20 protein-coding genes, 1 tRNA gene and 2 riboswitches are annotated in these 24,773 nt (G+C 30.5%); all 21 genes read right to left on the reverse strand.

Translation table 11 applies throughout. The annotated features are described in order from the left end of the window. Window positions 1-1,797, reverse strand: a 1,797-nt coding sequence (locus N4A57_RS01215) for a prenyltransferase/squalene oxidase repeat-containing protein (protein ID WP_293655545.1), incomplete at its 3' end; no start/stop codon positions are given. A gap of 295 nt (window positions 1,798-2,092) precedes the next feature. Then, window positions 2,093-2,280, reverse strand: a riboswitch (cobalamin riboswitch). An 86-nt stretch (window positions 2,281-2,366) separates the two neighbouring features. Beyond that, window positions 2,367-3,842, reverse strand: coding sequence for a prenyltransferase/squalene oxidase repeat-containing protein (locus tag N4A57_RS01220; RefSeq protein ID WP_293655547.1), 1,476 nt, complete (start codon window positions 3,840-3,842; stop codon window positions 2,367-2,369). Between the two features lie 17 nt (window positions 3,843-3,859). Next, the gene (locus N4A57_RS01225) at window positions 3,860-6,370 is read right to left on the reverse strand and encodes a VWA domain-containing protein (protein ID WP_293655548.1); all 2,511 of its coding nucleotides are present in this window, start codon (window positions 6,368-6,370) and stop codon (window positions 3,860-3,862) included. Further along, window positions 6,360-7,889, reverse strand: a complete 1,530-nt coding sequence (locus N4A57_RS01230; RefSeq protein ID WP_293655549.1) for a BatA domain-containing protein — start codon at window positions 7,887-7,889, stop codon at window positions 6,360-6,362. Before N4A57_RS01230 ends, N4A57_RS01225 begins: the two co-directional genes overlap by 11 nt. Then, window positions 7,890-8,729: a DUF58 domain-containing protein gene (locus tag N4A57_RS01235; RefSeq protein WP_293655550.1), complete on the reverse strand. Its 840-nt coding sequence runs from the start codon at window positions 8,727-8,729 to the stop codon at window positions 7,890-7,892. It abuts the gene before it with no gap. Between the two features lies 1 nt (window position 8,730). Next, window positions 8,731-9,702 carry an AAA family ATPase gene (locus N4A57_RS01240; protein ID WP_293655551.1) on the reverse strand — a complete coding sequence of 324 codons (972 nt, stop codon included), beginning with the start codon at window positions 9,700-9,702 and terminating at the stop codon, window positions 8,731-8,733. Continuing rightward, a complete protein-coding gene (locus N4A57_RS01245) occupies window positions 9,683-11,257 on the reverse strand; it encodes a hypothetical protein (protein ID WP_293655553.1) in 1,575 nt (524 codons plus the stop codon). The genes N4A57_RS01240 and N4A57_RS01245 overlap by 20 nt, the downstream gene beginning before the upstream one ends. Then, complete coding sequence (locus N4A57_RS01250) at window positions 11,244-11,963, reverse strand: hypothetical protein (RefSeq protein WP_293655555.1); 720 nt, start codon at window positions 11,961-11,963, stop codon at window positions 11,244-11,246. Before N4A57_RS01250 ends, N4A57_RS01245 begins: the two co-directional genes overlap by 14 nt. After that, on the reverse strand, window positions 11,956-13,992 hold the full coding sequence (locus N4A57_RS01255) for a hypothetical protein (RefSeq protein ID WP_293655556.1): 2,037 nt from the start codon (window positions 13,990-13,992) through the stop codon (window positions 11,956-11,958). The genes N4A57_RS01250 and N4A57_RS01255 overlap by 8 nt, the downstream gene beginning before the upstream one ends. Before the next feature lie 16 nt (window positions 13,993-14,008). Then, on the reverse strand, window positions 14,009-15,160 hold the full coding sequence (locus N4A57_RS01260) for a DUF4430 domain-containing protein (RefSeq protein ID WP_293655594.1): 1,152 nt from the start codon (window positions 15,158-15,160) through the stop codon (window positions 14,009-14,011). Window positions 15,161-15,319: 159 nt separating this feature from the next. Next, window positions 15,320-15,484: riboswitch (cobalamin riboswitch) on the reverse strand. A gap of 131 nt (window positions 15,485-15,615) precedes the next feature. Continuing rightward, on the reverse strand, window positions 15,616-16,311 hold the full coding sequence (locus N4A57_RS01265; RefSeq protein WP_293655557.1) for a 5'-methylthioadenosine/adenosylhomocysteine nucleosidase: 696 nt from the start codon (window positions 16,309-16,311) through the stop codon (window positions 15,616-15,618). A 13-nt stretch (window positions 16,312-16,324) separates the two neighbouring features. Beyond that, window positions 16,325-16,774, reverse strand: coding sequence for a DivIVA domain-containing protein (locus tag N4A57_RS01270; RefSeq protein WP_293655558.1), 450 nt, complete (start codon window positions 16,772-16,774; stop codon window positions 16,325-16,327). A 12-nt stretch (window positions 16,775-16,786) separates the two neighbouring features. Further along, complete coding sequence (locus N4A57_RS01275) at window positions 16,787-17,575, reverse strand: YlmH family RNA-binding protein (RefSeq protein WP_293655559.1); 789 nt, start codon at window positions 17,573-17,575, stop codon at window positions 16,787-16,789. Between the two features lie 13 nt (window positions 17,576-17,588). Continuing rightward, window positions 17,589-17,852: a YggT family protein gene (locus tag N4A57_RS01280; protein ID WP_293655560.1), complete on the reverse strand. Its 264-nt coding sequence runs from the start codon at window positions 17,850-17,852 to the stop codon at window positions 17,589-17,591. 18 nt (window positions 17,853-17,870) lie between these two features. After that, a complete protein-coding gene (locus N4A57_RS01285) occupies window positions 17,871-18,305 on the reverse strand; it encodes a cell division protein SepF (protein WP_293655562.1) in 435 nt (144 codons plus the stop codon). An 11-nt stretch (window positions 18,306-18,316) separates the two neighbouring features. Beyond that, complete coding sequence (locus N4A57_RS01290; RefSeq protein ID WP_293655563.1) at window positions 18,317-19,009, reverse strand: YggS family pyridoxal phosphate-dependent enzyme; 693 nt, start codon at window positions 19,007-19,009, stop codon at window positions 18,317-18,319. A gap of 20 nt (window positions 19,010-19,029) precedes the next feature. After that, the gene (locus tag N4A57_RS01295; RefSeq protein ID WP_293655595.1) at window positions 19,030-20,283 is read right to left on the reverse strand and encodes an HlyD family efflux transporter periplasmic adaptor subunit; all 1,254 of its coding nucleotides are present in this window, start codon (window positions 20,281-20,283) and stop codon (window positions 19,030-19,032) included. A 143-nt stretch (window positions 20,284-20,426) separates the two neighbouring features. Next, window positions 20,427-20,503: transfer RNA gene (locus N4A57_RS01300), tRNA-Pro, on the reverse strand. A gap of 115 nt (window positions 20,504-20,618) precedes the next feature. Continuing rightward, complete coding sequence (spoIVA, locus tag N4A57_RS01305) at window positions 20,619-22,097, reverse strand: stage IV sporulation protein A (protein WP_293655564.1); 1,479 nt, start codon at window positions 22,095-22,097, stop codon at window positions 20,619-20,621. Between the two features lie 299 nt (window positions 22,098-22,396). After that, complete coding sequence (locus tag N4A57_RS01310) at window positions 22,397-23,431, reverse strand: NAD(P)H-dependent glycerol-3-phosphate dehydrogenase (protein WP_293655565.1); 1,035 nt, start codon at window positions 23,429-23,431, stop codon at window positions 22,397-22,399. Between the two features lie 11 nt (window positions 23,432-23,442). Then, window positions 23,443-24,765: a ribosome biogenesis GTPase Der gene (der, locus tag N4A57_RS01315; RefSeq protein ID WP_293655567.1), complete on the reverse strand. Its 1,323-nt coding sequence runs from the start codon at window positions 24,763-24,765 to the stop codon at window positions 23,443-23,445. Window positions 24,766-24,773: the final 8 nt, after the last annotated feature.

Below are 24,773 nucleotides of genomic sequence, written 5' to 3' on the forward strand. Positions count from 1 at the left end.
ATAGGTATGTTTAATTTTTATTCCCTTTTCATCTGTTATTCTTTTAAGTACATCCCATGGAGTATCCTTTTCATAAAGATCTACCTCTGTTAGAGAAAGGGGGTCTCCCTTACCTATCGTTCTTTTTTCTATTGATAACTTTACCTTACCTACTGGTGCTTTTTCTTCATAGTTTATTGTAAATATCTTTTCTTCTTTATGACCTTCACTATCTGTTGCTATTACCTTTATAACATTTTTTCCTTTTTTTAATATAACCTTATATGAATCATTTGTACCTTTCTTTTCTACACTGTTTACTATTACAACAGGCTCTATTTTTTTATCAGAACTATCCTTTGCACTAACAGTAAATGTAAATTCCTCTTTATCTACTGTTTTATTTGCTAAGTTTGTTGTTATTACTGGTTGTACTGGCTTTATATTTATTGACTGAACATCGTCCATATTATAAAGACTATTTTTACCTTCTTTAAATCTATCATAAGCAACGAGAGCATATAATCCTTGATCCGTAGCTATAGGATTTATCTTACCACCTACAATATGTTTAAAGCCACCATTTTCATCATAGAAAGTTAACAAGGCAGTAATTAAGCTGTTTTCATTTTTTACAAATCTCTTATCTGTATGAGGATCTATATCCATTGCAGTTAAAGCAACAATAGCTTGTGCAATGCTTTCTAATGTTTTTGCTTTATTTTCACCAAAATTAATTAAATATTTGCCATCAGATCCTTGCTTATTAGATAAAACTGTAATTGCTTTGTCAATAGCTATTTTTACCTCAGGCTTTTTATCATAATAAGGCGCTAACGCTTGAATTGCCATACCCGTAATATCCAGGCTCATTGTAGTTTTATCATTAAGTCCAAATCCACCACTTTCAAGCTGATATTCATTAAGTATTCTATTTATGATTTCATCTCTTGTAATGGTTGCATTATCAGATTGTTTATAATTCTTTGTATCTAGGGCAAGAAGTGCAAATACTAACTCATTAGCTCCTTGTCTATGTCCTAGCACACCATCAGGTTTGATGTTAGGGAAATTTCCACCTTTGTTCCAAATATAATCAAGTAAGTTGATTCCATCCACATTTTCAGGATTTCTTCCTATTGCTGTAAGCCCAATAGCAACTCTTTCAACATCTGTTACTTTATTATCCCATCTGTTTCCTTGTTTAGCATGTTCTGCTTTTGCCTTATGTAAAACTTTTGAATAGTAATTTTCATAATAGTTTTCAGGCACTTGATAGTTTGCTCTTGCAAGAGAAAATACTGTCCAGTCGCCTCCAATAGTTCCTATACCTGGATCATTTGTATTTTCTATTTGATAAGCAGCCGTTTTGTTAATAGCTGTATATACTTGTTCCGCTACTGTTAATACCGGTTTTTCTTTATTGATAAGAACCATATTACTAATTGTTGTAGGCTTGTCCATCTTATCCCAAGCGAAGGCTTTGATTTTATATTCTCCTTCACTTGGAACCGGAATACAAGTACCCCAATTTTTCACTTGATTTGCACCAATTGTATCTGATACATAATTATATGTAATCATCTTATTAGAGGTACTTTCATAAAGCCCCACTATAAGCTTTGCTACTATGTCTTTATTAGTAGTATTCTCTACTCTCAATTCAACTTCAGCATCTTTATTGTTTTCAAAGTTTTTTACACTTACCTGTGACATAGTAAGTGGTTTATTGATTTCTGCTGCAAGGACAGGGGTGACATTTGAGAACAACATCATAAATATTAGAATAAATGCCAATATATTTTTGTTACTTTTCACTTCTTCTCCTCCTTTTTTAAGGTTAGCTAAGTATGAAATTCAATTGGACCTAAATTTCTAATCCTTTTTCAACCTACTCCTTTCTACTTTCAAGATTTACTTACTGCTTATACCTAGATGAATTCATATAAAACAAAGTCTTTAAAAAACATTCTCTTGTAGACCTTGTTAAAATATATAAATAATAAAAAACCTTGACTTTTCCATGAAAGCCAAGGTTTTATTTGTAAATATTACCAATAACATACTAGTAAAATTTTCTTCTACCTTGCACAGTCCCTTTCCTCGGAAGGTTAAATGCTAAAACTTCTAGGCAGGTCTCCTGACTTGTGAATCATAGCTTCCTTTCGCCTTCCCAAGAATTTCTCAGTGGCATATTGAAAGGTCACTCCCCACTTACAGTGGCCGGACCGTTTGGGATTTTCACCCAATTCCCTTTTAATCTTTGATCTGAATCAAAGAACCTAAAAATTATCTATTTAATTTTAAGTATCAATGCATGATAAATTTTAACATATTATACATATTTATACAATATTTTATTTGATTTTCTATTATTTTACAAAATTCTATTTCTCTACTTTGTTTTTGATTTGTCCTAAAGTCCAAGCACATTGAGCTCTATTTACATTATTTTCAATATTAAATTCAGGATAAATCCATCCTTTTTCCTTTGCTATTTGTAAATATCCTTCTCCTTCTAATCTTAGGGCATTCACAAGGATTACCATGAATTCCTCTCCTGTAACCGTATCCTTCTTTATATTTATATCTTCCTTCAAATCAAAGGCTTTTTTCATCCATTTAGAAAGATCCTCTTTTCTTATAGGATCATTGGGTTTAAAAGTTCCATCTTCATATGGATATAAAACATAATCATAAACTAAGTCTGCTGTTTCCTTAAAACCAAATTGACCTGGTTTGAAATCCTTGAACAAATGCTTTTGGGCTTCTAGTCTATACTTTTCATATAAAAGGTCATATGCACCCTTTTCATTGTATGCATCTGCCATGCCATATAAAGCTTGTTCTGTTGACATACCATTGCTATATATAGGTAGATTATCTTCTTCATTCAATACATGTGTAAAGCTTCCATCTTTTACTTGGAATTTAAGGATGGCACTAACAGGATTTTCTCCTGATTTTGTAGTCCAATTATGACCCATAGGGTCTTGTCCTATAAGTCTAATGCCTTGAATAGCCCATGCACAACTCTCAGGATTTACAGTTCCCCAGGATTCAAAACCTCCATTGTCTAGTTGTTTGCTATGAAGAAAATCTAATGCTTTTTTCACATTTGGATTACTTTCATCTTCTCCTAATATGGCAAAAGCCATAAGTCCAGCAGCAGTCATATCCACATCTGATTGGACTAGTTTATAATCTTCTGGATCATCAAAGTATTTTACATCAAAGCTGAATCCTCCATCTAAATTCTGTTGATCTTCCAGCCAATATAGACACATATCTCTATTTGGAATTGGTTCTCCTGCGCAGTGAAGAGCAATAATTCCAAATATATGGGCATTAACTAAATCTTCTCCCACTGGAAGTCCCGTTTTATTGTCCATTACAGAATCTGCAAAGTGCCCACTTGGAAGCATCGTACTTTTTTCAATCTCTACTAGATTTTTTCCTCCAAAGTTTCTAGGGTCCTTTCCTGCAGCACATACACCTATAATGGTTCTTTGATAATCTGTATTTACTCCTGATCTTAAAGCATTATCATAATATCCTGGCTCTACCTTTGCTTCTTTTACTTGTTGTTCTCTAAAATATGGTCCATTTTTTCCATCTACAGTCCACTTTGGACCACTAATATCTTCTCCAAATCCAAATAATCCTAGTGCTGGCCAATCAAGAATTCCAGCATATTTATTTTCTTTGTACGTATCATTATAATACTTAATGGTCTTTTGTGCAGCCTTATACACATCATCTCTAGTAACCTTTGACTCTGTAGCATACACACTAAAGAAACATAAATTGAACATCATCAAAAAACATACCAACATACATAATAGAAACTTTGTTCTTTTCATTTTACACACTCCTTTTTTTATCTTTTCCTCACCCATATATCACCTATAAAAAATAATAGGGCTATGGGAAGTAAAATAAAGTCTAAAGGTGTATTAGACCTATTTTTTCTTTTTATAGGTAAATTAAATAATTTTGTACCTTTGTGAATCATAGAAGCATTTCGATATAGATATGTATTTTTAGAATCATCTAGTGCATACTCAGGAGAATAATCAAGATAGATTATTCTCTTTGTATTCTTTATAATTTCATTATCTTTAATAAGTCTAAAATTAAGGGCATAATCTCCTTTTTTATCTAAATTAAAATGGCCCTTGAATTTTCCTGCCATTACTTGATTCAATATAATTTCTTCTTTAGAATTTTTACCTCCTTGAATTAGAAGTTGAACCATTTGATCCGAATCCTTTACACCTGTATCTACAAATACATTTACACTTGCACCCTTTTGAGTTATGTCTATATTCATGTCTTTCCCACTATACTGAGGTAAACAATAGTTGATGATGCTACTCCATTGGTTTTTAAGTCCACTCCACCTTATCCATTCATGACTCCATTTTCCATTTAAATCTGCAGTCCATACTACTACATTCCCTAATCCGTATTTCCAATGAGCAAGTATAGGATCATCCATATCACTCTTTAAAACAAGATTTCCTTCACTTTTAATTCCTGTTCCCATATACCCCTTTAATTTAGGAATGGGCTTATTCTTGAAAAATTCTGCTTCATTTACTATCTGTGGTGTAAATTCTCTGTTGTTTATATACTTTTTAGTAGCTAAATAAGTTTCCCTTGCAAATATTTCTGGAATACTGTGAAAATCTACTGAATAATAATTTCTTCCCTTTGTATTCTTGCTTATACCCTCTAGTAATTTCCTATCTGAGTCCTTTCCAAAAGCAACGGTGGATACTGTAATTTCATTATTTTTAAATCCATTTATTATTTCTTCATAACCTTTCTTTTCTCCTTGTCCGTCTGTTAGAAGAATAATATGCTTTACCTTTGTATCTGCATTTCCTAGTGTTTCTAAGCTTTTTTGTAGGGCAGGTTTTATAAGGGTTCCTCCTCTTGAGCCTAACTTTCCTATATGCTTCTTTATCTTTTCCTTATCCTTTGCCTGTCCAAAGGGTACAATCCATTCTACTCTATCAGAAAAAGCTAAGACTCCTGCATAATCATCTGATTCTAAAATTTCTATAGATCTCATGGCTGCTTCCTTTGCCATCTCAATCTTTTTTATACCTCCACTTTCATCATCCATACTTCCTGATGCATCTATAATTAGTACTAATCCCGTATTAGGTTGTTTTTTATTTCCTTTCATAGTGCTTTTTACTGGAAGGATTTTTTCAAGTGTTGTCCCTTTATATCCTCCAAGGGCAAATGTTTTTTCTCCACCTACTACTACTAACCCCGTTCCCTGTTCTTTTACACATATATCTAATTTCGTTTCAAAATCCTCAGTCAAATCTTCGTGGGATACATTTACTAAACATATGGTGTCAAAGCCAGATAAAAACTCTATGGTACGAGGAACCTGTTTTGGTGAATAGTTCTCATAGTTTATTTCTGAATTTCTTAATATTTCATGTAAATTTTTAGTATCATCTTCATCTCCAATTACTAAAATCTTAGGCTTATCCTTTCCAACTATTGTTTTTGTAAATATGTTGTTCTTTAAATTTGTATCTCCTTTAAATTTTATTTCCCCTCTAAAATCAATACTTCCATTTTTAATAATAGGAATTTTAAATTCGAAGTTGTTTATTCCCTTTTTGACATGAAGTTCCTTTTTTAATATTTTTTCATTACTATTAAAAAGATAAAATGTTCCATCTGTTATAAGGCTTGAATTAACTGTTAATGTAATTGGTACCCTTTCTCCCTTATGGATATTAGCTGGAATATTAAAATTAGTAAGCTGAACGTCTTTTCTGTTTTTTGATTTTAATAGATAAACTACAACATTTATATTTTCTTCTTTGAAACTATGAATAACATTTAAAGAATCACCCATATTTTCTTTTCCATCTGTAAAGATTACCAACCTTTTGTTTTTATCTTTTGGAAAATACTCTATTGCAAATTCTAAGGCCCTTTGTATATTGGTAAATTCAGCATCTGGTTTTGTTTCTAGTCTTATGTTCTTTATTTCTTCTGAAATAGGAAATTCTATCATTGGTTCCTTTCCAAAGGTTATTATTCCTATGCTTTCTTTTGATTTTTTATCTTTTATCTCATTATTTACATATTCCTCTATTTCTGATTTCCTTTCATCTACACTTAGGGACCTGTCTACTAAAAATAATGTGGTTGTATTATGACTGGTCAATACTATTTCTGCCTTCATTAACACAAGGACAATACATATAATCCCTAGGACTCTTAAAACAATCCATGTCCAAAATTTCCTTTTGGGAAACAAATTATAAAAACGAAATCCTTGAAATATGAAATATCCTAAAATAAGAATTGAAAAAATAATTATTTTTATATCTATCTGAGTATTAAGATGCACGCCTGTACACCTCCCATTCAATAACCATAAAAACTAGTACTAATATTCCTAGTATTTCTGCAAAATCAAATACAGCCGTTTTAGTTTTTAAGTTTTTACTTTCTATATTTTTGTAGCTTTCTCCTGTTACAAGCTTTAAAGGTGGATTACCTTTATAAGATATTTTATTCCCATCTAAAAGCCAGTCTATCGTATTGTTTATAAATATTGGAAAGTTTGGCGTCATAACTAAATTTGTTTTTCTAAAATCCATAGTACTATAAATTCTCTTTTGTTCATTTTCCATTCCACATATCATTATGTTTTTTTTGTCACATTGTAAAATAGGTTCATATCCTTCTCGTTCTTTTAAAAATTTTATTTTTTCAGTATACATACCATTCATATTTAAATTTTTAGAAAACTCATCATTTACAACATTTAATTTTGAAATATTTTCAGTCTCTCCAGCCGTAAGCTTAGGATGCATATTCCAAACATGCCCTTCCTTTGGCAGTTTTTCAATATCCATTTCTTTATCTACAACATATAGATCATAGGCCCTTTTACTTTCATCCCATTCATTTATAAATTCAGCTTTTATATAAGGGATACTTAAAAGTGCTTTTTCTAGAAAAAAGTTTTTTCCTATTAATAGTACCTTCTTTTTATCTTCTAATGGCACTGTAAACTTGTTATCTTCACTGAACATATCCTTATTTTCTATATGTAAAGTCACTAATTTTGAATCCTTAAAAACTTGAAAACTTATATGTTTTTCCTTATTTGAATCTATATTAATCCTTTGTAAATCTTTTTTCCCTTGATCATTTACTATGCTTACTACTACAGTTTCTTCTCTTTTCCCATAATTTTTTATCCTACACAAAATAGTGTTACTATAATAGTCATAATTCACATCTGTGATCCCTATATTCTCAAACTCATTTCCAACTTTTATAATTCTGTCTCCTAAAGATAAATCCTTATCTGTAATAATGATCTTTTTCCCTTCAACTGTACTTAGAATTTTAGAAGCATTATCAATATTTAACTCTTCATTGCTACATGAAATTCCTTTGAGTGCTTTTTTTATGTCTTCCTTTGTTGAATCTTTTAAATAAATTCCACTTCTTTTCTTTAATAAAACAAGATTAATCCTTGTAGTATCATCTAAATTATTAATATATTCATTTATTTTTTCCTTACCTAATTGAAAGTGTGTTTTTCCCTTTTCCTCAGCTTTCATCATTATGGAACAATCAATTCCTAATGTTATTTCATCTCCGCTAAAACCTTTGATACATATGGGCTTTGAGAGGGCAGCAACTATGAATATCCCAATTAAAATCTGTATAATTAAAAGAAAGTATTTATTTATTTTTCTTGATTTTACCCCTTCTACTTCCTTTAATACTTCATCCCAAAGAGCTATATTTGAAATTTTTTGCTCTATAATTTGTTTCTTCTTAAAGTGCAAAAGTACAATAATAGGTAAAAGAAAGGAAAAAAGTAAGCCTAAAGGATTTAATAATTTCATTTAAAAACCCCCTAACGCCTTTAATAAGATTTTAGTAGGTGAAGTATCTGTTGGGGCTAATACATATTTTACGTCCCTTGTGTTACAAGCATTTTTACATTCTTCTATAAAACTTTTCATTTTATCCCTATATAGTTTTTTTATTTTAGGATTAAATTGAATTCTTCTAACACTTCCCGTCTCCATATCTATAAGCTTTAACTCTTCTCCATAATCTGGATCAATTTCCGAAGATGAGAGTACATGTATAGCAATTACTTCCTGTCCCTTTGAACATAGAAAGTCTAAAATTTTTTCTATTTCTTTTCCAAAAAAATCAGAGATAATAAATGTCATGCCAGACATGAAGGTATCCATATTGAAAATAGAACTAAAATCTGTAATTTCTTCAAACTTAATATTTGAAACATCTTGGGTAAGTCTATAAAAATACTCTTTTCCTCTTATGTTTCTTTGAATATTATTAAGCTTATTATTTAATGTATAAAAGCTTAGATTATCCATTTGATTTAATGTCAAATAGCTTATTCCTAAGGAAATCATTTTTCCTATCTCTAACTTGTTAGGAGTTCCAAAATTCATTGATGCACTATTGTCTACTATTACATTCACATGCATTTGTCTTTCTTCTGTAAATTCTTTTATATAGAATTTTTCTGTTTTAGCATAGGCTTTCCAGTCAATTTTCCTAATATCATCTCCTAATGAATATTCCCTATGACCATGAAAATCTAATGAATTTCCAAATCCTTTTCCCTTATAATTTCCCTTTCCTCCTTTTAGGAGTTTCTTTTTAGGTGAAATCTTTAGATTTTCTATTTCTCTTAGAAATTTTTCCAAATCACTTCACCTTCTTTAATATTTCTCTTAATATAATATCTGGAGTAATATTATCAGCCATTGCCTTAAAGTTAAGGAATATCCTATGTCTTAAACATGAAGATGCCATATGGTAAATATCATCTAGTGCAACATGAAATCTTCCTTCTGATAATGCCTTTACCTTAGCTGCAGCTATTATGGACTGTATACCTCTAGGGCTTACTCCACATTTTACATAGTCTCTTACCATCTGAATATCTGTTCTATCAGGATGAGTTTGAAGCATGATTTTTATAGCCTTTTCTTTTACACTTGCAACTATAGGAAGTTTCATAGCCATTTTTTTCATAGCTAATATTTTTTCCCTTGTCGCACATTTTCGTAATTTAGGTTCATCATTACCATCTACTGTCAAATCCATGATTTTAAATAAATCTTCCATTTTGGGAAGGCTTATATTTAATTTAAACATGAATCTATCAAGCTGAGCTTCTGGAAGAGAATAGGTTCCTTCCATTTCTAGAGGATTTTCTGTTGCCAGTACAAAAAATGGTTCTTCTAATTGGTATGTAGTTTTTCCCACTGTTACTGTCTTTTCTTGCATTGCTTCTAGGAGAGCACTTTGTGTTTTAGGTGTGGCTCTATTTATTTCATCTGCAAGTACGATAGAACTGAATATGGGTCCCTTTTCAAATTCAAATTCTATTCCATCTTCCTTTTTATTAATCATTACAGTTCCTGTTATATCTACAGGCATTAGATCTGGTGTAAACTGAATTCTTGAAAAGGGCATGTCCAAAACCTTTGAAAAAGTCTTTACAAGAACAGTTTTTCCAAGTCCTGGTGCCCCTTCCATTAAAACATTTCCTCCTGCAACAATACCTGTTAGTACCATTTTTATTATCTCATCCTGTCCTACAATTTGTTTTTTTATTTCTCTAACAATTAAGTCAAAGTCATCTTGAAAATTTTTAATAACCATTTCCTCCATTTTGCTGCCCCCTATTTAATTTGTTGAAGTATTCTATTACTAGTTGTCTGTGTTCTAATGGTATTTCCTGTTTTGATATATAATCCATTCCTTCTTTCTTGAATGTATTATACATATGATCCATAGATTTAAATTCTCCCTTTACTTCTATTACATTCTCTGAATATTTATTTGTTATATTTCCCTCATTGTGCCAATTACCTTCTACATTAGATATATTGGTTCCATCTTCTCCTAATCGTGTAGCTTCATCCTTTTTATCTACTTCACCTTCCTTAGGTATAGTATCTTCACTATCTCCACCTATGCCACTTCCACCTACACCACTTGAACTTTTAATACTTTTATTTCCACCATTACCAATAGCCATTTCCTCTGATTTTTTATTATTTATTTCACCATTTTCGTAATCATCATTTTGTCCCTTTGCAAAATCAGACCCCTTTTCTTCTCCTCCCAAGCCTTTAAAGCCTTCATTTCCTTTTGCCAATAATCTTTCCTTCATACTTTTAAGCTTTGTTTCCGTATCCTTTGCAAACTTGTCAATTTTTTTGTCATTATTTTCTATAATATCTTCTAGTTTATCACTTGTAAGTTTTTTATCTTCTAGAGCTGTTTTTATTTCATTTAACATTTCTTTCTCTTTGGAATTATAATTTTTATTTAATTTTTCCATTTTTTTTATGTTTTCAGAAATAGTCTCTTGCTCTTTAGTTGTAAATTTCTTATCTTTTAGAGCATTAAAACTATCTAAATCTCCTGTCTGAAACATTTCTTCTAATGGAACATATTCATTGTCTAATCCATTAAAAATTCCTGCTATACTTTTCATATTACTTCTAGTCATTTCATTATTGATTTTTTTAAGTTTTTTTTCCATATCTGATACTTGTAATGCTGCTTCATTGTAATCAAAGCTTTTATTTAGCTTTTTTTCAAGATCGTCTAAACTCAAAAGAATCTCTTTCTTATGATCTTCACCTATATCTTCATCTTCTTCAATATTTTTCTTAAGTTCAGAAACATTTTTTCCTTCTTCTTTTAGTTCCTTGTTTATATGTTCCTTTTCTATTGCCTTGTTCATTGATAATGATGGAACAAAATAAATGCCAACAGACAAGGCACATACTAAGGAACTAATAAGTACTTTTTTCCATTGTATATTAAGCTTATACTTTTTTAGTACATTAAAATTCTCTAAGCTATCCTCAGCCTCTTCTATAAACATTTCACAAATAAAGCTATCTTTATCTTTAAATTCTAAATATGTTTCAAGCCTTTCTTTTAACCCTAGTTTATCACCTATAAGTGCCGTTTTAACTATACTAGGACGCCTTAAAACACCTACTATAATTCCTAAAATAATAATAGAAGTGATTAAAATAAAGGCCTTATTAAAAACATAAACTATAGGTGTTATATGTGCTACTATAGTGATGAATAAAAATCCAATACTAGAAATTAAAACTCCATTTATTAAGCTTTTTAGTATATTTCCTATCCATATCTTTCTTCTTAGTTTACTTAAAATAATGTCAATTTTATTTTTCTTCATAGGCTACACCCCTTGGTGTTTTTTGAAATTTGCTTCCTAAAAAAAATCCAATAGTAGCTACACATGTCCAAAATATGAAATATATGACAATAGGCACAATACCCATTTGATTTGATCCACCAACCTGTGTATGCAATGTTCCTAATATGGACACAACTGGATTTAAAAAGAATATACTTGGAATATCCTTGTCATAGATGGTAGTAATAACCAATTGTCCATATTGGCTATAAAAGAACAAAAATATACTACTTAAAATGATTATGACAAAAATAAACATAACTAAAGAAAAAGATTTCCATGTTTTATGGATTTTCGTACTATTTATCATTTTTTTCATACTCAAAATAACCATTCCCCATAGGACTTGAATAGATATGGGCAACAAAATATTTACACCATTTATTTTTCCTACCATAAAAATTATTAAAATTAATGGGGTAGATGAAATTGTGAAAAGAACACTATCAAATACTATCTTTATATATTTTTCCTTATCTATTTCCCATAATGAAATCATGACAGAAAATAATACTAATGAAAAAGTAGTAAAGTAGATATATGCTTTTTTATAAAGCTCAGGACTATATCCATCAATTCTCAAAGTAACCATAAATAAATAACTCATTAATATAATGGCTAGAATAAATACATAGGACATAATAATACCTTTATTTCTTTTATTCATATCCATAAGTTTAAGCATTTTTATCACCTGCCATTATTTCAATTTGTGGAATTATTACTCTTCCATTTCCTCTTATTCTGATTATGAATATTCCTTTTTCAATATAGCTTTTCAATTTTTCTTTATTCAATTCTGATGAAATCAAAGGGTCCCATGTACCTTTACTAAAAACTTCTAAGTAAGTATCTTTAGAATCGGCTTTACAATAAATTTTCATTTCTTCCCCTTCTATATTTTTAGGTAAAATATAGTATGCTTTTACTTCTTTTCCTTCTTCTAAAATAAACTCATTCTTTTCTTTTGACTTTTCATTGTTACCATAATCTATAATAGGTCTAATTATTCCAGATGGAATATAATGATTTTCTTTGTCACTGTCTATACTTACATTAAACACATTACAAGTTACCTTATTACATTTTCTCTTTTCTTCATTGATCTCTAAATTTGAATTTTCATTACTAAACCCTATTAATTTTACTCCATAGGAATAGTCCCTTATATTATAAAAATAATATTCAAACATTTGCCTTTCATATGACTCTATTTCTGTAACTTCATAGATTTTTTCAAGGTAATTATAATCTCCTAGATTTCTTAATGTATGATCTAACCTATAATTAATATCTATTCTTTCTTTCCCGCCTAGGTCTCCTATATTTATAATGGTATCTCCTACTAATAAAAAGCAATTATACATTTTATCTGCCAATGTATTTGTAATTTCTCCACTTAATATTTCTCCATCTAAATTCATCTTCATATTTTCTGTCTTATATTCTTCAAATCCTTCACTATAAAGTGACAAGGGACTATTTTCTGTAACACTTGTATATTTTATTTTTCCTTCAATAGGATTTATTGAATATTCTTCATCATTTACATTATCCATAAATAATGGTGCCTCTACCTGGGCTAATACTTCTGTTTCCTTATATGGATATATATTAGATAAACCATATGAACTGATTCCATCCTTATAAATTTTTATATCTGCTCCAACTACTTTACTTTTTTGAAATCCTCCCCATAGGGCTAATCCATAAAAGAATAGAGAAAAACTTAATATTACGCAAGTAAATAACCATTTATTTTTTCCTAAATAAATAGATAGGCCCATTAATATGAAGTAAATTATTAAAAAAGCTACCAAAAAAAATACACTATTATAGCTTGGCTCTAATAAATGTTCTAATGCTTGGTATAATTTTTTTGATTCCTGAGTTTTCACTACTAAATTGCTTCCTTCTAGGACTTTAGAAAGTGCCCTAGGAGTTATGTGCTTTTCTATGGTATTTTTAATAAATTCAATATTACTATTTTCTAAATCTTCTTTAACAGGAATTATGTAACCATCTCCAATTTGCTTTGTCTTATCTATTCCTTCAAATATTCCTGTTAATGTCTTATATTCATATTTATTTGCACCTATTAAAGCAACATTTCCCTTATGTATCCATTTTTTCATATTATCTTGATTTTCCCTTGATAAATTTTCTGTATTAAAATTGTCTATTAGGATTAAATTTAAATTATCCATCTCCTTTAAAGTGTACTTCATATCCTTGTCTAGAGTTATTACTTCTAAATTTTTATTTGATGGTAGATAATTTTTAATTTCTTCTAAATAATAGATTTTTTCAGGAGTATCATTTAAAATCCCTATAAAAATAGTTTTTTCTCCTAAAATATCTGGAGATACGGTTTTACTTTCTATGACTTGTCCCTTGTTTTCAAATTCAACTAGAATATCTTCATTCTCTTTAAATATTGGAATTGAAAATAAAAGTTCTTTCTTTGTATTTGGCCCTAAAGTTGCATTATAGGTATAAATTCTTTCATCTACATTTATTTTCACATTTCCTTTAAACTCTTTATCTTTTGATTCTACTATAACCTTTACTGGATTTATTCCACCTGCCTTACATTTTAAATTAAATCCTGATTCTATATGAACATCTAAATTAGAAGAAGCATATGCTTCTTCTAATGGTATAAGTAAAATCATAAAAATAAGTATACTAAAAAAAACACTTATTTTTTTCATACTATTCTCACATCCCTTAATTTATAGAAGGTGCATTTTCTATTCCGTTTTTCGATACTACAGCACTAAAATATTTATCAATAGCCCCAGGATTATTAATAAGTACATCTAATGCCTTCTTCACTCCTTCATCATCTGTTCCTGTAATCATCCACACTGGACATACACTTCCTAACCCTGCTGCATAAGCATATACTGCACCAGCATGGTCATAAGATGAAATAGTCTTTCCTTTAAAGTTTAGTCTTTTTAATTTTCCATCTTGAAATTTCACATAGGTTCCGATTAATTTATTCTTTCTATTAATATCTTTAATTAGTTTACTTTTCTTAGCTAATTCATCCCATACCCCTAATACCATATAATATTTCTTCGGTTTCTCTAAAACAGTTGGATTATATCTTGCTACATCTACTTGCTTAACGCCTTTTTTAATTAAGCTTTCCTTTAATTTTTCAGCTTCTGCTTTATATTTATCTGTATACATAATTACAGTTCCTGGGTTTTTACCAAAAAAACCACTTTTGAAGGGCTGTGGATATGATCCTATTACAGCTGGTGCAAACATGGTATAGCTCCAATTATGATAATCCCACCAAATCACATCACCAGGCTCAGGTCTATACTCTGCAACTCCTATTGGTGCCATAATTCCATTTACCCAATAGAACCAATCTTCCTTTTTTCTGTCCTTACCAGTAAAGAAAGTGTATTTAGACTCTATTCCGTTAATAGAGTTTACAAATCCTCCTCCATAAGCAGTTTGAATATCTAAATTTCTAAACAAAACTTCCATTCCTACTTCATCTTTTACAAGGCCTACATTTTTTCCATATAATCTTTTATTTCCATAATTTGTAGTAACCACTAAATCCACCTGATAGGGACTTTCTATATCTCCTGAAGCTCTACGACATTTAGAATTTTCATCTGCTGGTCTACCTTCTTTGTATTTAATTTCTCCTTGAACAGGTCCTTTATATCCCTCATATGTAACCCCATCAATTACCACAACATCTGATTTTGATTGTTCCTTTGTTCCTTCTGACTTTTCTGTAGTCTTATTTGTATCTTTTATGTTACTTATAACTCTTTTTCCTGTATTGCTCCATCCTGACATGAAAGACACAATTAACATAACAACAAGTAAAAAAGATAATTTCTTCATTTTTTTCAAATTCCATACCCCCTTCTTATGAATACTGCGTAAGTAAAAAATCCCCTTCCGACTAGGAAGAGGATTATATGTCTAGAATTATACAAACATTTATTTAACGTGCTTATATACTTAATTATCATATATCTTCTTCTCCTTTAAGCCGAAGGATTTAGGAAGAATGTAACATTAGGTCTCCTGACTCACGAATCACCTTTAAATCAAGCCTTCCCATCTATTTGACAGTGGCATATTTTGATTTTCATCCTCGCATACAGTTACGACTACAGTAAGGGCTTTTCACCCTTTTCCCTAAACGTTACATCATTTTAAATTTTATTTGTTACATATTATTCCATTGTTACCAAATCCATTATATCATTTTGCTATATAATGTCAATATAGTTCCAGTGTGTTAACACACTGAAAAAACAAAAAGCATGGCATTTGCCATACTCTTTCTGTTTCTATAATGAATTTAATATTCCCTCTAACATTTTCATAGAATTTTTAGCTGCATTGTTTACAAATTCGCCAAAATTGTCTGTAGCCTCACCATTTGCCTTATCTGAGATTGATCTTATTACTAAAAATGGTACATTATTCACATGACATGTATGACCTATTGAAGCCCCTTCCATTTCTGTACAAAGACCCTCAAATTCATTCCATAAAAAGGCCTTTTTATCTTTACATGCCACAAAGACATCTCCTGATAAAACCCTTCCTACCTTTGTATTATACTCCATGTCATCTCTAGCTTTAGTAGCTGCTTCTATGAGTCTTTCATCAGCTTCAAATATCCATTTATCCATTCTAGGAATTTGTCCTAGCTTATATCCACCAAAGTTAGTAACATCAAAATCATGTTCTAATACATCATTAGATATTACCACATCTCCAATATTTAGTTCGGAGTCTACAGCCCCTGCTACTCCTGTATTTATTATAGTATCTACTTGAAATTTGCTAATTAATATTTGAGTGCAAATGGCTGCATTAACCTTACCGATACCACATCTTACTAAAACTACATCTTTACCACAAAATGTCCCTTCATGGAAGGTCATACCTGCCATGTCAGTGGTATTTTTCACTTCCATTTTTTCCTTGATTATAATTGTTTCTTCATCCATTGCTCCTATAATTCCAAACTTCTTCATCTTATGCCTCCTATTATATTTCTTCACTTATTTTTTCCATAGTTTCTAATTGAGATTCAAGTAGGGTCTTAAATCTAGTTTTAAATATGTTTAGTTGTTGCTTTGCTTGCTCATATTCCTTGTTTATATTTAAAACTTCCTTATTAGCTTCACCTATTATTTCCTTAGCCCTGGCTTCTGCTTCTTGTACTATGATTTCTGCTTGTTTTCTTGCATTAGATCCAATATCTTCTGCAGTGCTTTGAGCTACTACCAAAGTATCTCTTAAGGTATTTTCTATGGTTTCATACTTTTTAATTTGTTCTTGTACCATTTCAATTTTATCATTTAATTCTTTGTTTTCTTTGTATAATTTTTCATAGTCATTAATGATTTCATCTAAAAATTCATCTACTTCACTTTCTTTATATCCCCTCATAGACTTTCTAAATTCTTTATTTTGTATATCTAGTGGCGTTATCATTAAATCCTCTCCCTAAATCATTTTCTTAATTTGGACTTTATATCTACCTTTTTTAGTTTTTCCACCCACGTGAAAAACTTCGATTCTACCCTTTCCTCTTACAGAAATCACATCACCAGAACAAACTAGTGTTGAAGGCTGAGGTTGTAGTTTCCAATTCACCTTCACCTTATCACCTTTAATTAATTTAGTAGCTATGCCTCTGGATATGGAAAATCCTGTAGCCACCACACTATCTAATCTTAAAGAGGCCACAGTAGAAGTGACCATCTTATATTTATCTTCTATTTCTATTTTATAATCCAAATCCACAGGTTCTATGGATATATTATTTCTTCCTATCTTTGTTAAATTCAACCTTATAAACTCATTAATTTCCTTATATCCAATTACTAAAGTCTCTTTCTCACCTATTAAAATGTCTCCAATTTTTCCTCTTTTTAATCCAAGACCTAATATGGCTCCTAAAAAATCCCTATGACTTAAGGTACTTTTGTTGAAATTCCCCTCTATCTTTATTATTCCTATAGGGTAATCTTCCTTCGTAAGTTCAAATATGGATGGATAAAAAATCATAATTTTTCTCTCTGCATTTTCATATGCTCCATATATAAAGTAGCTTATATCATGAATTTGATCAATTATGGGTATGGCCATGTTTATTTCATAGGGACTATAAAATTCCGTTGCACATACAATGTAATTTTTCAAACTCTTTTGTGCTTTATTTAATATTTTAGTCATTGTTTGTCTATCTTCTGAATCTCTTATATGATTTAAAAGTCTATCTCTATCTATCAAGTTATCACACTTTCTATAATATGCTATTTATTAATCCATTTACCAATTGTAGAAATAATATGACAAAAATAGGAGATAAGTCTATCATTCCCCCACCTAAACCGATTCTATAGGATAGTTCCCTAAATGGTGCCAATATAGGTTCTGTTACTTGGTGTAAAAAGCCATAAACACCTCCATAGGGATTATTGCTTATCCAAGATAATAGTATCCTTGCAATAACTAAATACTCTATTACTCTAAAAAAATAATTAACTGATACCTTTAACATGTACATTTCTTCACCACCAAATCATTATTTTTGCCATGGGAAAATACCTTTGTTTTTAAATTCTTCACTTATGTTCCCACCTATATCCACATTGTTAGGAGCTAATATGAAAATCCCCTTAGAAATCTTTTGAATATTACCATCTACTGCGTATACGGCACCATTTAAAAAATCAAATATTTTTTTTGCCAAATCATTATCTAATTTTTCTAAGTTTATTATTACAGGTTTTCTATTTTTCAAATTATCTACTATTTTAGGACATTCTTCAAATTCAACTGGCTCACATACCATAACTTTCATCTGTGAGTTAGTATGAATATTTAGCACTTTTTTATTGTTATTTATAGTCTTTACCTCTTCTTCTACCTCTATAGGCTTCTCCATCATTTCCTCATCCTCATCATAATCATCTAATCCCATGAAATATTTTACCTTATCAACAAACTTACCGCTCATTTTCGTCCTCCTTATTTATAATAATTTCGTTCTCCAAAAATTCCGGTTCCTATTCTTACAAAGTTAGTACCTTCTTCGATTGCAACTTTATAATCATTTGTCATTCCCATAGACAAATATTTCATATGCACATTTGAATAATCTTTATTTTTCAGTTCTTCAAATATATTTTTTAACTCCTTAAAATATATTCTTACATTTTCTGAGTCCTCTTCATATGGGGCTATGGTCATAAGTCCTAATACCCTTATATTTTCCATGTCCCTTATTTCTTCTAAAAATCTTTCAACTTCCTCCACCTTTAATCCAAATTTTGTATCCTCATTGGCCACATTAACCTGAACTAATGTATCCATAATTATGCCATGTTGTTTAGCCCTTTTATTAATTTCCTTTGCAAGGCTCAACCTATCTAAAGAATGGATTAAAGACACCTTATCAATTATATATTTAACTTTATTTGTCTGCAAGTGGCCTATCATATGTATTTTCGCATCTTTAATTTCTTCATACTTATTCATAATTTCTTGAACTTTATTTTCACCAACATGGTCAATTTTATCATCTAATGCTTGTCTGATTCTTTCACAATCAATAGTTTTGGTTACTCCAATCAAAGTCACTTCATCATACTCTCTATTTACCCTATTACAAACTTCTTTTATTTCTCTTCTTATATGTTCTATATTTTCTTTTATACTCATACATATCCTCCTTCAAATAACTAGTATATAATTTGCCCTTCTCTTATCCTATCTCCATTTCTTACAACTTCATCATATAATTTTACAGTTTTTACCGTCTTTATTTCTTCATTTTCTTTTTTGTAAAAGAAATTGCTCTTTATTATTACAAAATCATCATGGTCATTATAGCCTACTATACTCACCTCTTTAAACACGGCATATCTATTTATATCTAATACATATACACCTACTATGCCATCTTTTTTCAACAGGGAATCCTTTGGAATCTTTAGACCCTCATAATCAATTACTGATATTTCAGCTTTAACCTGTCTAATTTTATAAAATTCTTCCATGTATTGATTTATTTTAGTTATTACAATAAATTCGTCCTCATTCTTTATGATTCTGTATATTTTTCCTTCCACTTGACTATCAGAAATTTTTATTTTTACCCTTCTTCCTTCTTTATAATTCTCAATTTGTTTATTATCTACCTCAACAGCCACATACCAGGTAGTATTATTTACAACTTTATATAAGGGTTGATTAATTATGGCATTTTTAGATTCTCTCAAATTCGTTGGATGATATTTGACATCTTTTACCTTTTCTAAGTCTATTGCCGCCATATTATTAATAGTAAATATATCCTCTAAACCATCACTATAATAACTTATGAGACCAGATACAGGACTTTTCATTATTTGAATATCATTATCTATTCTAGTCTTTAACTGTTCTTGTTCCTTTTTTAACATATCAATATTCTTATTGTAAAAACTTTTATCCCCTGCTATTATATTCTTCTTATCTAATTTTATTTTTAGTTGTTTTTTCAATTCTATTACTTTTTCCACATTATTATTTTTAGAATTCTCTTGTATTTCCTCTATTATATTATTTATCTCCTTATTTAATTTATCTATATCAGTCTTAAAAAATTTTTCGTTTTCTAAGTTATTTATTCTTTGATTAATAATTTCTAATTTCTTGCGGGTCTCATCTTCAACTTTGTCCTTTTGAATTTCTAATACTTTATATCCATTTTCAACCTTTTGTCCATCTTCTGCAAAATATTTAATTTCCCCTTCATAATTTGCTTTAATTATCTTTTCATCCCTTATAATATATCCATCCACAGAATCAATCACCTGTAGATTTCCGTATTGAGCCACAATGGTATCATTTGAGTAAAAAACTAAGGGCCATACTTTTAAAATAGAAAAACTAATAAATATTGCAAATATAAAATATTTAAATTTATTATTTTTTTTACGTTTCCTAGAAATCTTTCATTCCCCCTCTCACACTAGTATTATTTCTTCATAGAAGCGCCATTTTCCTTCATAAAAGCCAAAAAAATCATACTTCATATAGGTAAAATAGAAAATAAAAAAACAGATAAGTAAAAACCCATCTGTTTAAATTCCAATGGTCGGAGCGACAGGACTTGAACCTGCGACAACATGACCCCCAGTCATGTATTCTACCAAACTGAAATACGCCCCGAATTATATTATTTTTTAAGTTTTTATTAAATGAAAGTACCTACAACTTAATACTACCTCATTTAGGTAAATTCTTCTATAACCATATTAACACTAAATTTATTATTTTACAATCCTTAAAGAATTATACATATTAATCCATTATTACCATCATTAATAATCTTTTGCAATGTCTTTTGCATTTTACTTCTGGCATCATCTGGCATGGTATATAGTTTATGTTGTAATTGCTCTTTTACCATATCATGTAATGATTTACCAAACATATTAGTTTCCCATATTTTAGTAGGATCCGATTCAAATTCATCTAATAGATATTTAACTAGTTCTTCACTTTGTTTCTCTGTTCCCACAATAGGTGATACTTCTGTTGCAATGTCAGCTCTAATAATGTGAAGGGATGGGGCATTTGCCCTTAATTTAACTCCAAATCTATTTCCATGCCTAAATATTTCAGGCTCCTGTAGTTCTAGCTCCTTCAAACTTGGAGGAACTAATCCATAACCCGTTTCACGTACATCATTAAGGGCCGTCTCTACCCTGTCAAATTCCCTTTTAGCCCTAGAAAATTCTGTTATTAGTCCTAATAGTTCATGATCTCCATGAATTTTATGTCCAGTTATCTCTTCTAATACAGAATAAAACATTCCTTCTTTTGCCTTCATGTTAATATTAGTAACTCCTTTACCTAATTGTATATCATTAAGTAAAGCTTCTGATATTATATCAATATCTTTAAATCCATCCATGCTATTTTTAATATCATTAATATTTCTAACATGGCTACTCCAGTCCCTTACAAGGTTCATAATATCCTTTTTAAGCCAATGATCTGAATCTAATCCATCCATCCATCCTGGAAGTGATATATTTATTTCTCTAATAGGGAATTCAAATAATACATTTTTAAGGATTTCATTAATATGTTCCATATGCATATTAGCACAATCTGCAACCACCACTGGCACTTTATACTTTTCTTCTAATTGGTCCTTTAGTTCTAGTGCCATCTCACCATGGGGATTTAACGAATTAAGTACTATGACAAAAGGCTTATTTAGTGCCCTTAACTCTTCCATAACTCTATTTTCTGCCTGTATATATTTATTTCTATCAATATCAGTAACAGTACCATCAGTTAATATTACTAATCCTATAGTGGAATGATCTGTTATAACCTTTTTAGTTCCTATTTCTGCTGCCTCTGCAAAAGGAATCTCCTTATCATACCATGGAGTTTTTACCATTCTAGGTTTTCCCTCTTCTTCATATCCAATAGCACCATCTACTAAGTACCCTACACAATCAACCAACCTAACTTTAACATTAGCATTTTCATCTATGTTAAGTTCTACAGCTTCGTTAGGAACGAATTTGGGTTCAGTAGTCATTATAGTTCTTCCTGCACCACTTTGAGGAAGCTCATCCTTTGCACGCTCTCTCATATGGGCATTTTCAATATTAGGTATAACCATAAGGTCCATAAATCTTTTTATGAAGGTTGATTTTCCAGTTCTTACAGGACCTACTACACCTATATATATATCTCCTTGGGTTCTTTCTGCAATGTCTCTATATATATCAAAGTTCTCCATTATTTTCCCCCTCCCATTGTAATTAATCCCTATATAAATTAGACATACTAACAGTATATATATATGTCTAAAAAAATTTATTATTACTTTTAGGTGTATGAAAAAAATAAACTAGTCAATTTTCTGAGGAATTTGGATTGTTTTCAAGGCATGGTCAGCGAGCATATTAGCCATATGTAAGTGATTCCATAACGAAGAAAAGAATTCAAATAACCAGTAAAATGACTAATTTATTTTTTGAATATGCCTTAAGAGGGGTTTTACAAACTTTTTTCAAAAAAAAGACAGCTATTAAATAGCTATCTTTCTTTCCATACAATATCATTTACAACCTCTTCAATTTCATGGGTCTTACTTCTCATCATTAGTTTTACTACAGCTTCTTTTGCATCTCTTTTTTCATTTAATATTCTATATATTTCCCTTGTGATAGGCATATCAACATTATACTTTTTAGATAAATCATAAGCCACATTAGTAGTAGTTATACCTTCTACTACCATACCTATAGACTCTACTGCTTCATTAACTTCCATACCTTGGCCTAGTTTTATACCACATCTTCTATTTCTACTATGCATACTAGTACAAGTTACGATTAAATCTCCAATTCCAGTAAGTCCTGAAAAGGTACTTATACTAGCTCCCATAACTTGACCTAATCTTGAAATTTCTCTGATTCCCCTAGTCATAAGGGCTGCTTTTGCATTATCCCCATATCCAAGGCCATCTGATATACCCGCTCCTAAGGCAATTACATTTTTAAGAGCTCCTCCTAATTCTACACCTACCACATCGGGGTTAGTATATACTCTTAATTTTGGAGTAATAAATACATCCTGTACAAATTCAGCACACTCTTTAGAATGTGAAGCCGCAACTAATGTGGTTGGCATATGCCTAGACACTTCCTCTGCATGGGATGGTCCTGATAAAACACAGTACTTATTCTTAGGAAGAATCTCTTTTACAACTTGGGATATCCTAAGTAAAGTTCCCTTTTCTAGACCCTTTGCCACATTCACTATTACAGCTTCTTCCTTAATATTATCTTTACATAATTCTAATACATTTCTAACGGCCTGAGATGATACTGAAACTAATATTAAATCCATATCCTTCACAGTGTCATCTATGTGATTATATAATTTAATATTTTCTGGAAATAGGACACCTGGCAGATACTTTATATTTTCTCTACTCTTTTTAATTTTATTAAATAAGTCTTCTTGCCTTACCCATAGATTTACTCTATGTCCCTTTTTAGCTAAGGATATGGCAAGGGCACTGCCCCAGCTACCTGCTCCAATTACACCAACGTTTATCTTTTTCATAAATACTCCCCCTAGTATTTGCCCTCTCTTTCCCTGTATAAAATGCTAATAGGTGTTCCTTCAAATCCAAAGGCTTCCCTAATTTTGTTTTCTAAATATCGTGAATATGAAAAATGAGCAATTTCCTTGTCATTTATAAATATTACTATTTTAGGCGGTCTAACAGAGGCTTGAGTTGCATAATAAATTTTTAACCTCTTTCCCTTATCAGAAGGAGGTTGATTTAACAATATGGCCTCATTAATTACGTCATTTAATCTACCCGTTGGTACCCTCATACTGTGTTGGTTAGATACAAACTTAATTAATTCTAATAATTTATTTATCCTTTGCCCCGTAAGAGCTGATACAAATATTATTGGTGCATAACTCATAAAGGCTAGCTCATTTCTGATCATTTTAGTAAATTGATCCATGGTATAAGTATCCTTTTCCACTAAATCCCATTTATTAACTACTATGATGCTTCCCTTACCTTCTTCATGGGCATACCCTGCAACCTTCTTATCCTGCTCTGTTATCCCTTCAGTAGCATCTATCATAGTTAAGCATACGTCGGCTCTTTCAATGGCATTTAGTGCCCTTATAACGCTATATTTTTCTATATTCTCATCTACCCTACTCTTTCTTCTTATTCCAGCCGTATCTATTAATACATATTCGTCTTCACCATGGGTAAATGGGGTATCTATGGCGTCCCTAGTAGTTCCTGCTATATTACTAACTATAACTCGCTCTTTTCCCAATATTTTATTTATTATAGAAGATTTTCCAGCGTTAGGTTTTCCTATAACAGCCACCTTTATTTGATCATCATCATAATCGAAATCCTTGTCCTTTGGAAAATTAGCCACTACTTCATCTAATAGATCTCCTAACCCTAGGGCATTAGTAGATGAAATTGCAAAGGGTTCTCCCATTCCTAATTGATAAAAATCATAGAAGGAATCTGGTAAATTATTATTATCAACTTTATTAACAACTAATATTACAGGCTTACCCGTTCTTCTTAAAATATTAGCCACTTCTTCATCTTGAGCTACTAAACCTGTTCTTCCATCTACTATAAATACGATTACATCTGCCGTGTCTAGGGCCATGTAGACCTGATTTCTCATTTGAGATAATATTATATCCTTAGAGTCAGGTTCCATTCCACCCGTATCTATTAAGGTGAATTTATGATTTAGCCATTCAGCATCTGCATATATTCTGTCTCTAGTTACTCCAGGAGTATCTTCTACTATGGATATTCTCTTTCCTGCTATTCTATTGAAGAAAGTAGATTTTCCTACATTTGGTCTTCCAACAATTGCCACAACTGGTTTTGCCACCTTCTGCA

Origin of the sequence: Anaeromicrobium sp., from assembly GCF_025210435.1 — a bacterium.
GTDB lineage: Bacteria > Bacillota > Clostridia > Peptostreptococcales > Thermotaleaceae > Anaeromicrobium.

What these genes read in the sequence shown, in the direction of transcription:
- N4A57_RS01220 (WP_293655547.1), bottom strand. Translation starts at nt 3,842, where the DNA reads ATGAAAAGAACAAAGTTTCTATTATGTATGTTGGTATGTTTTTTGATG.
- N4A57_RS01230 (WP_293655549.1), bottom strand. Translation starts at nt 7,889, where the DNA reads ATGAAATTATTAAATCCTTTAGGCTTACTTTTTTCCTTTCTTTTACCT.
- N4A57_RS01240 (WP_293655551.1), bottom strand. Translation starts at nt 9,702, where the DNA reads ATGGAGGAAATGGTTATTAAAAATTTTCAAGATGACTTTGACTTAATT.
- N4A57_RS01245 (WP_293655553.1), bottom strand. Translation starts at nt 11,257, where the DNA reads ATGAAGAAAAATAAAATTGACATTATTTTAAGTAAACTAAGAAGAAAG.
- N4A57_RS01250 (WP_293655555.1), bottom strand. Translation starts at nt 11,963, where the DNA reads ATGCTTAAACTTATGGATATGAATAAAAGAAATAAAGGTATTATTATG.
- N4A57_RS01255 (WP_293655556.1), bottom strand. Translation starts at nt 13,992, where the DNA reads ATGAAAAAAATAAGTGTTTTTTTTAGTATACTTATTTTTATGATTTTA.
- N4A57_RS01260 (WP_293655594.1), bottom strand. Translation starts at nt 15,160, where the DNA reads ATGAAGAAATTATCTTTTTTACTTGTTGTTATGTTAATTGTGTCTTTC.
- N4A57_RS01265 (WP_293655557.1), bottom strand. Translation starts at nt 16,311, where the DNA reads ATGAAGAAGTTTGGAATTATAGGAGCAATGGATGAAGAAACAATTATA.
- N4A57_RS01270 (WP_293655558.1), bottom strand. Translation starts at nt 16,774, where the DNA reads ATGATAACGCCACTAGATATACAAAATAAAGAATTTAGAAAGTCTATG.
- N4A57_RS01280 (WP_293655560.1), bottom strand. Translation starts at nt 17,852, where the DNA reads ATGTACATGTTAAAGGTATCAGTTAATTATTTTTTTAGAGTAATAGAG.
- N4A57_RS01285 (WP_293655562.1), bottom strand. Translation starts at nt 18,305, where the DNA reads ATGAGCGGTAAGTTTGTTGATAAGGTAAAATATTTCATGGGATTAGAT.
- N4A57_RS01290 (WP_293655563.1), bottom strand. Translation starts at nt 19,009, where the DNA reads ATGAGTATAAAAGAAAATATAGAACATATAAGAAGAGAAATAAAAGAA.
- spoIVA (WP_293655564.1), bottom strand. Translation starts at nt 22,097, where the DNA reads ATGGAGAACTTTGATATATATAGAGACATTGCAGAAAGAACCCAAGGA.
- N4A57_RS01310 (WP_293655565.1), bottom strand. Translation starts at nt 23,431, where the DNA reads ATGAAAAAGATAAACGTTGGTGTAATTGGAGCAGGTAGCTGGGGCAGT.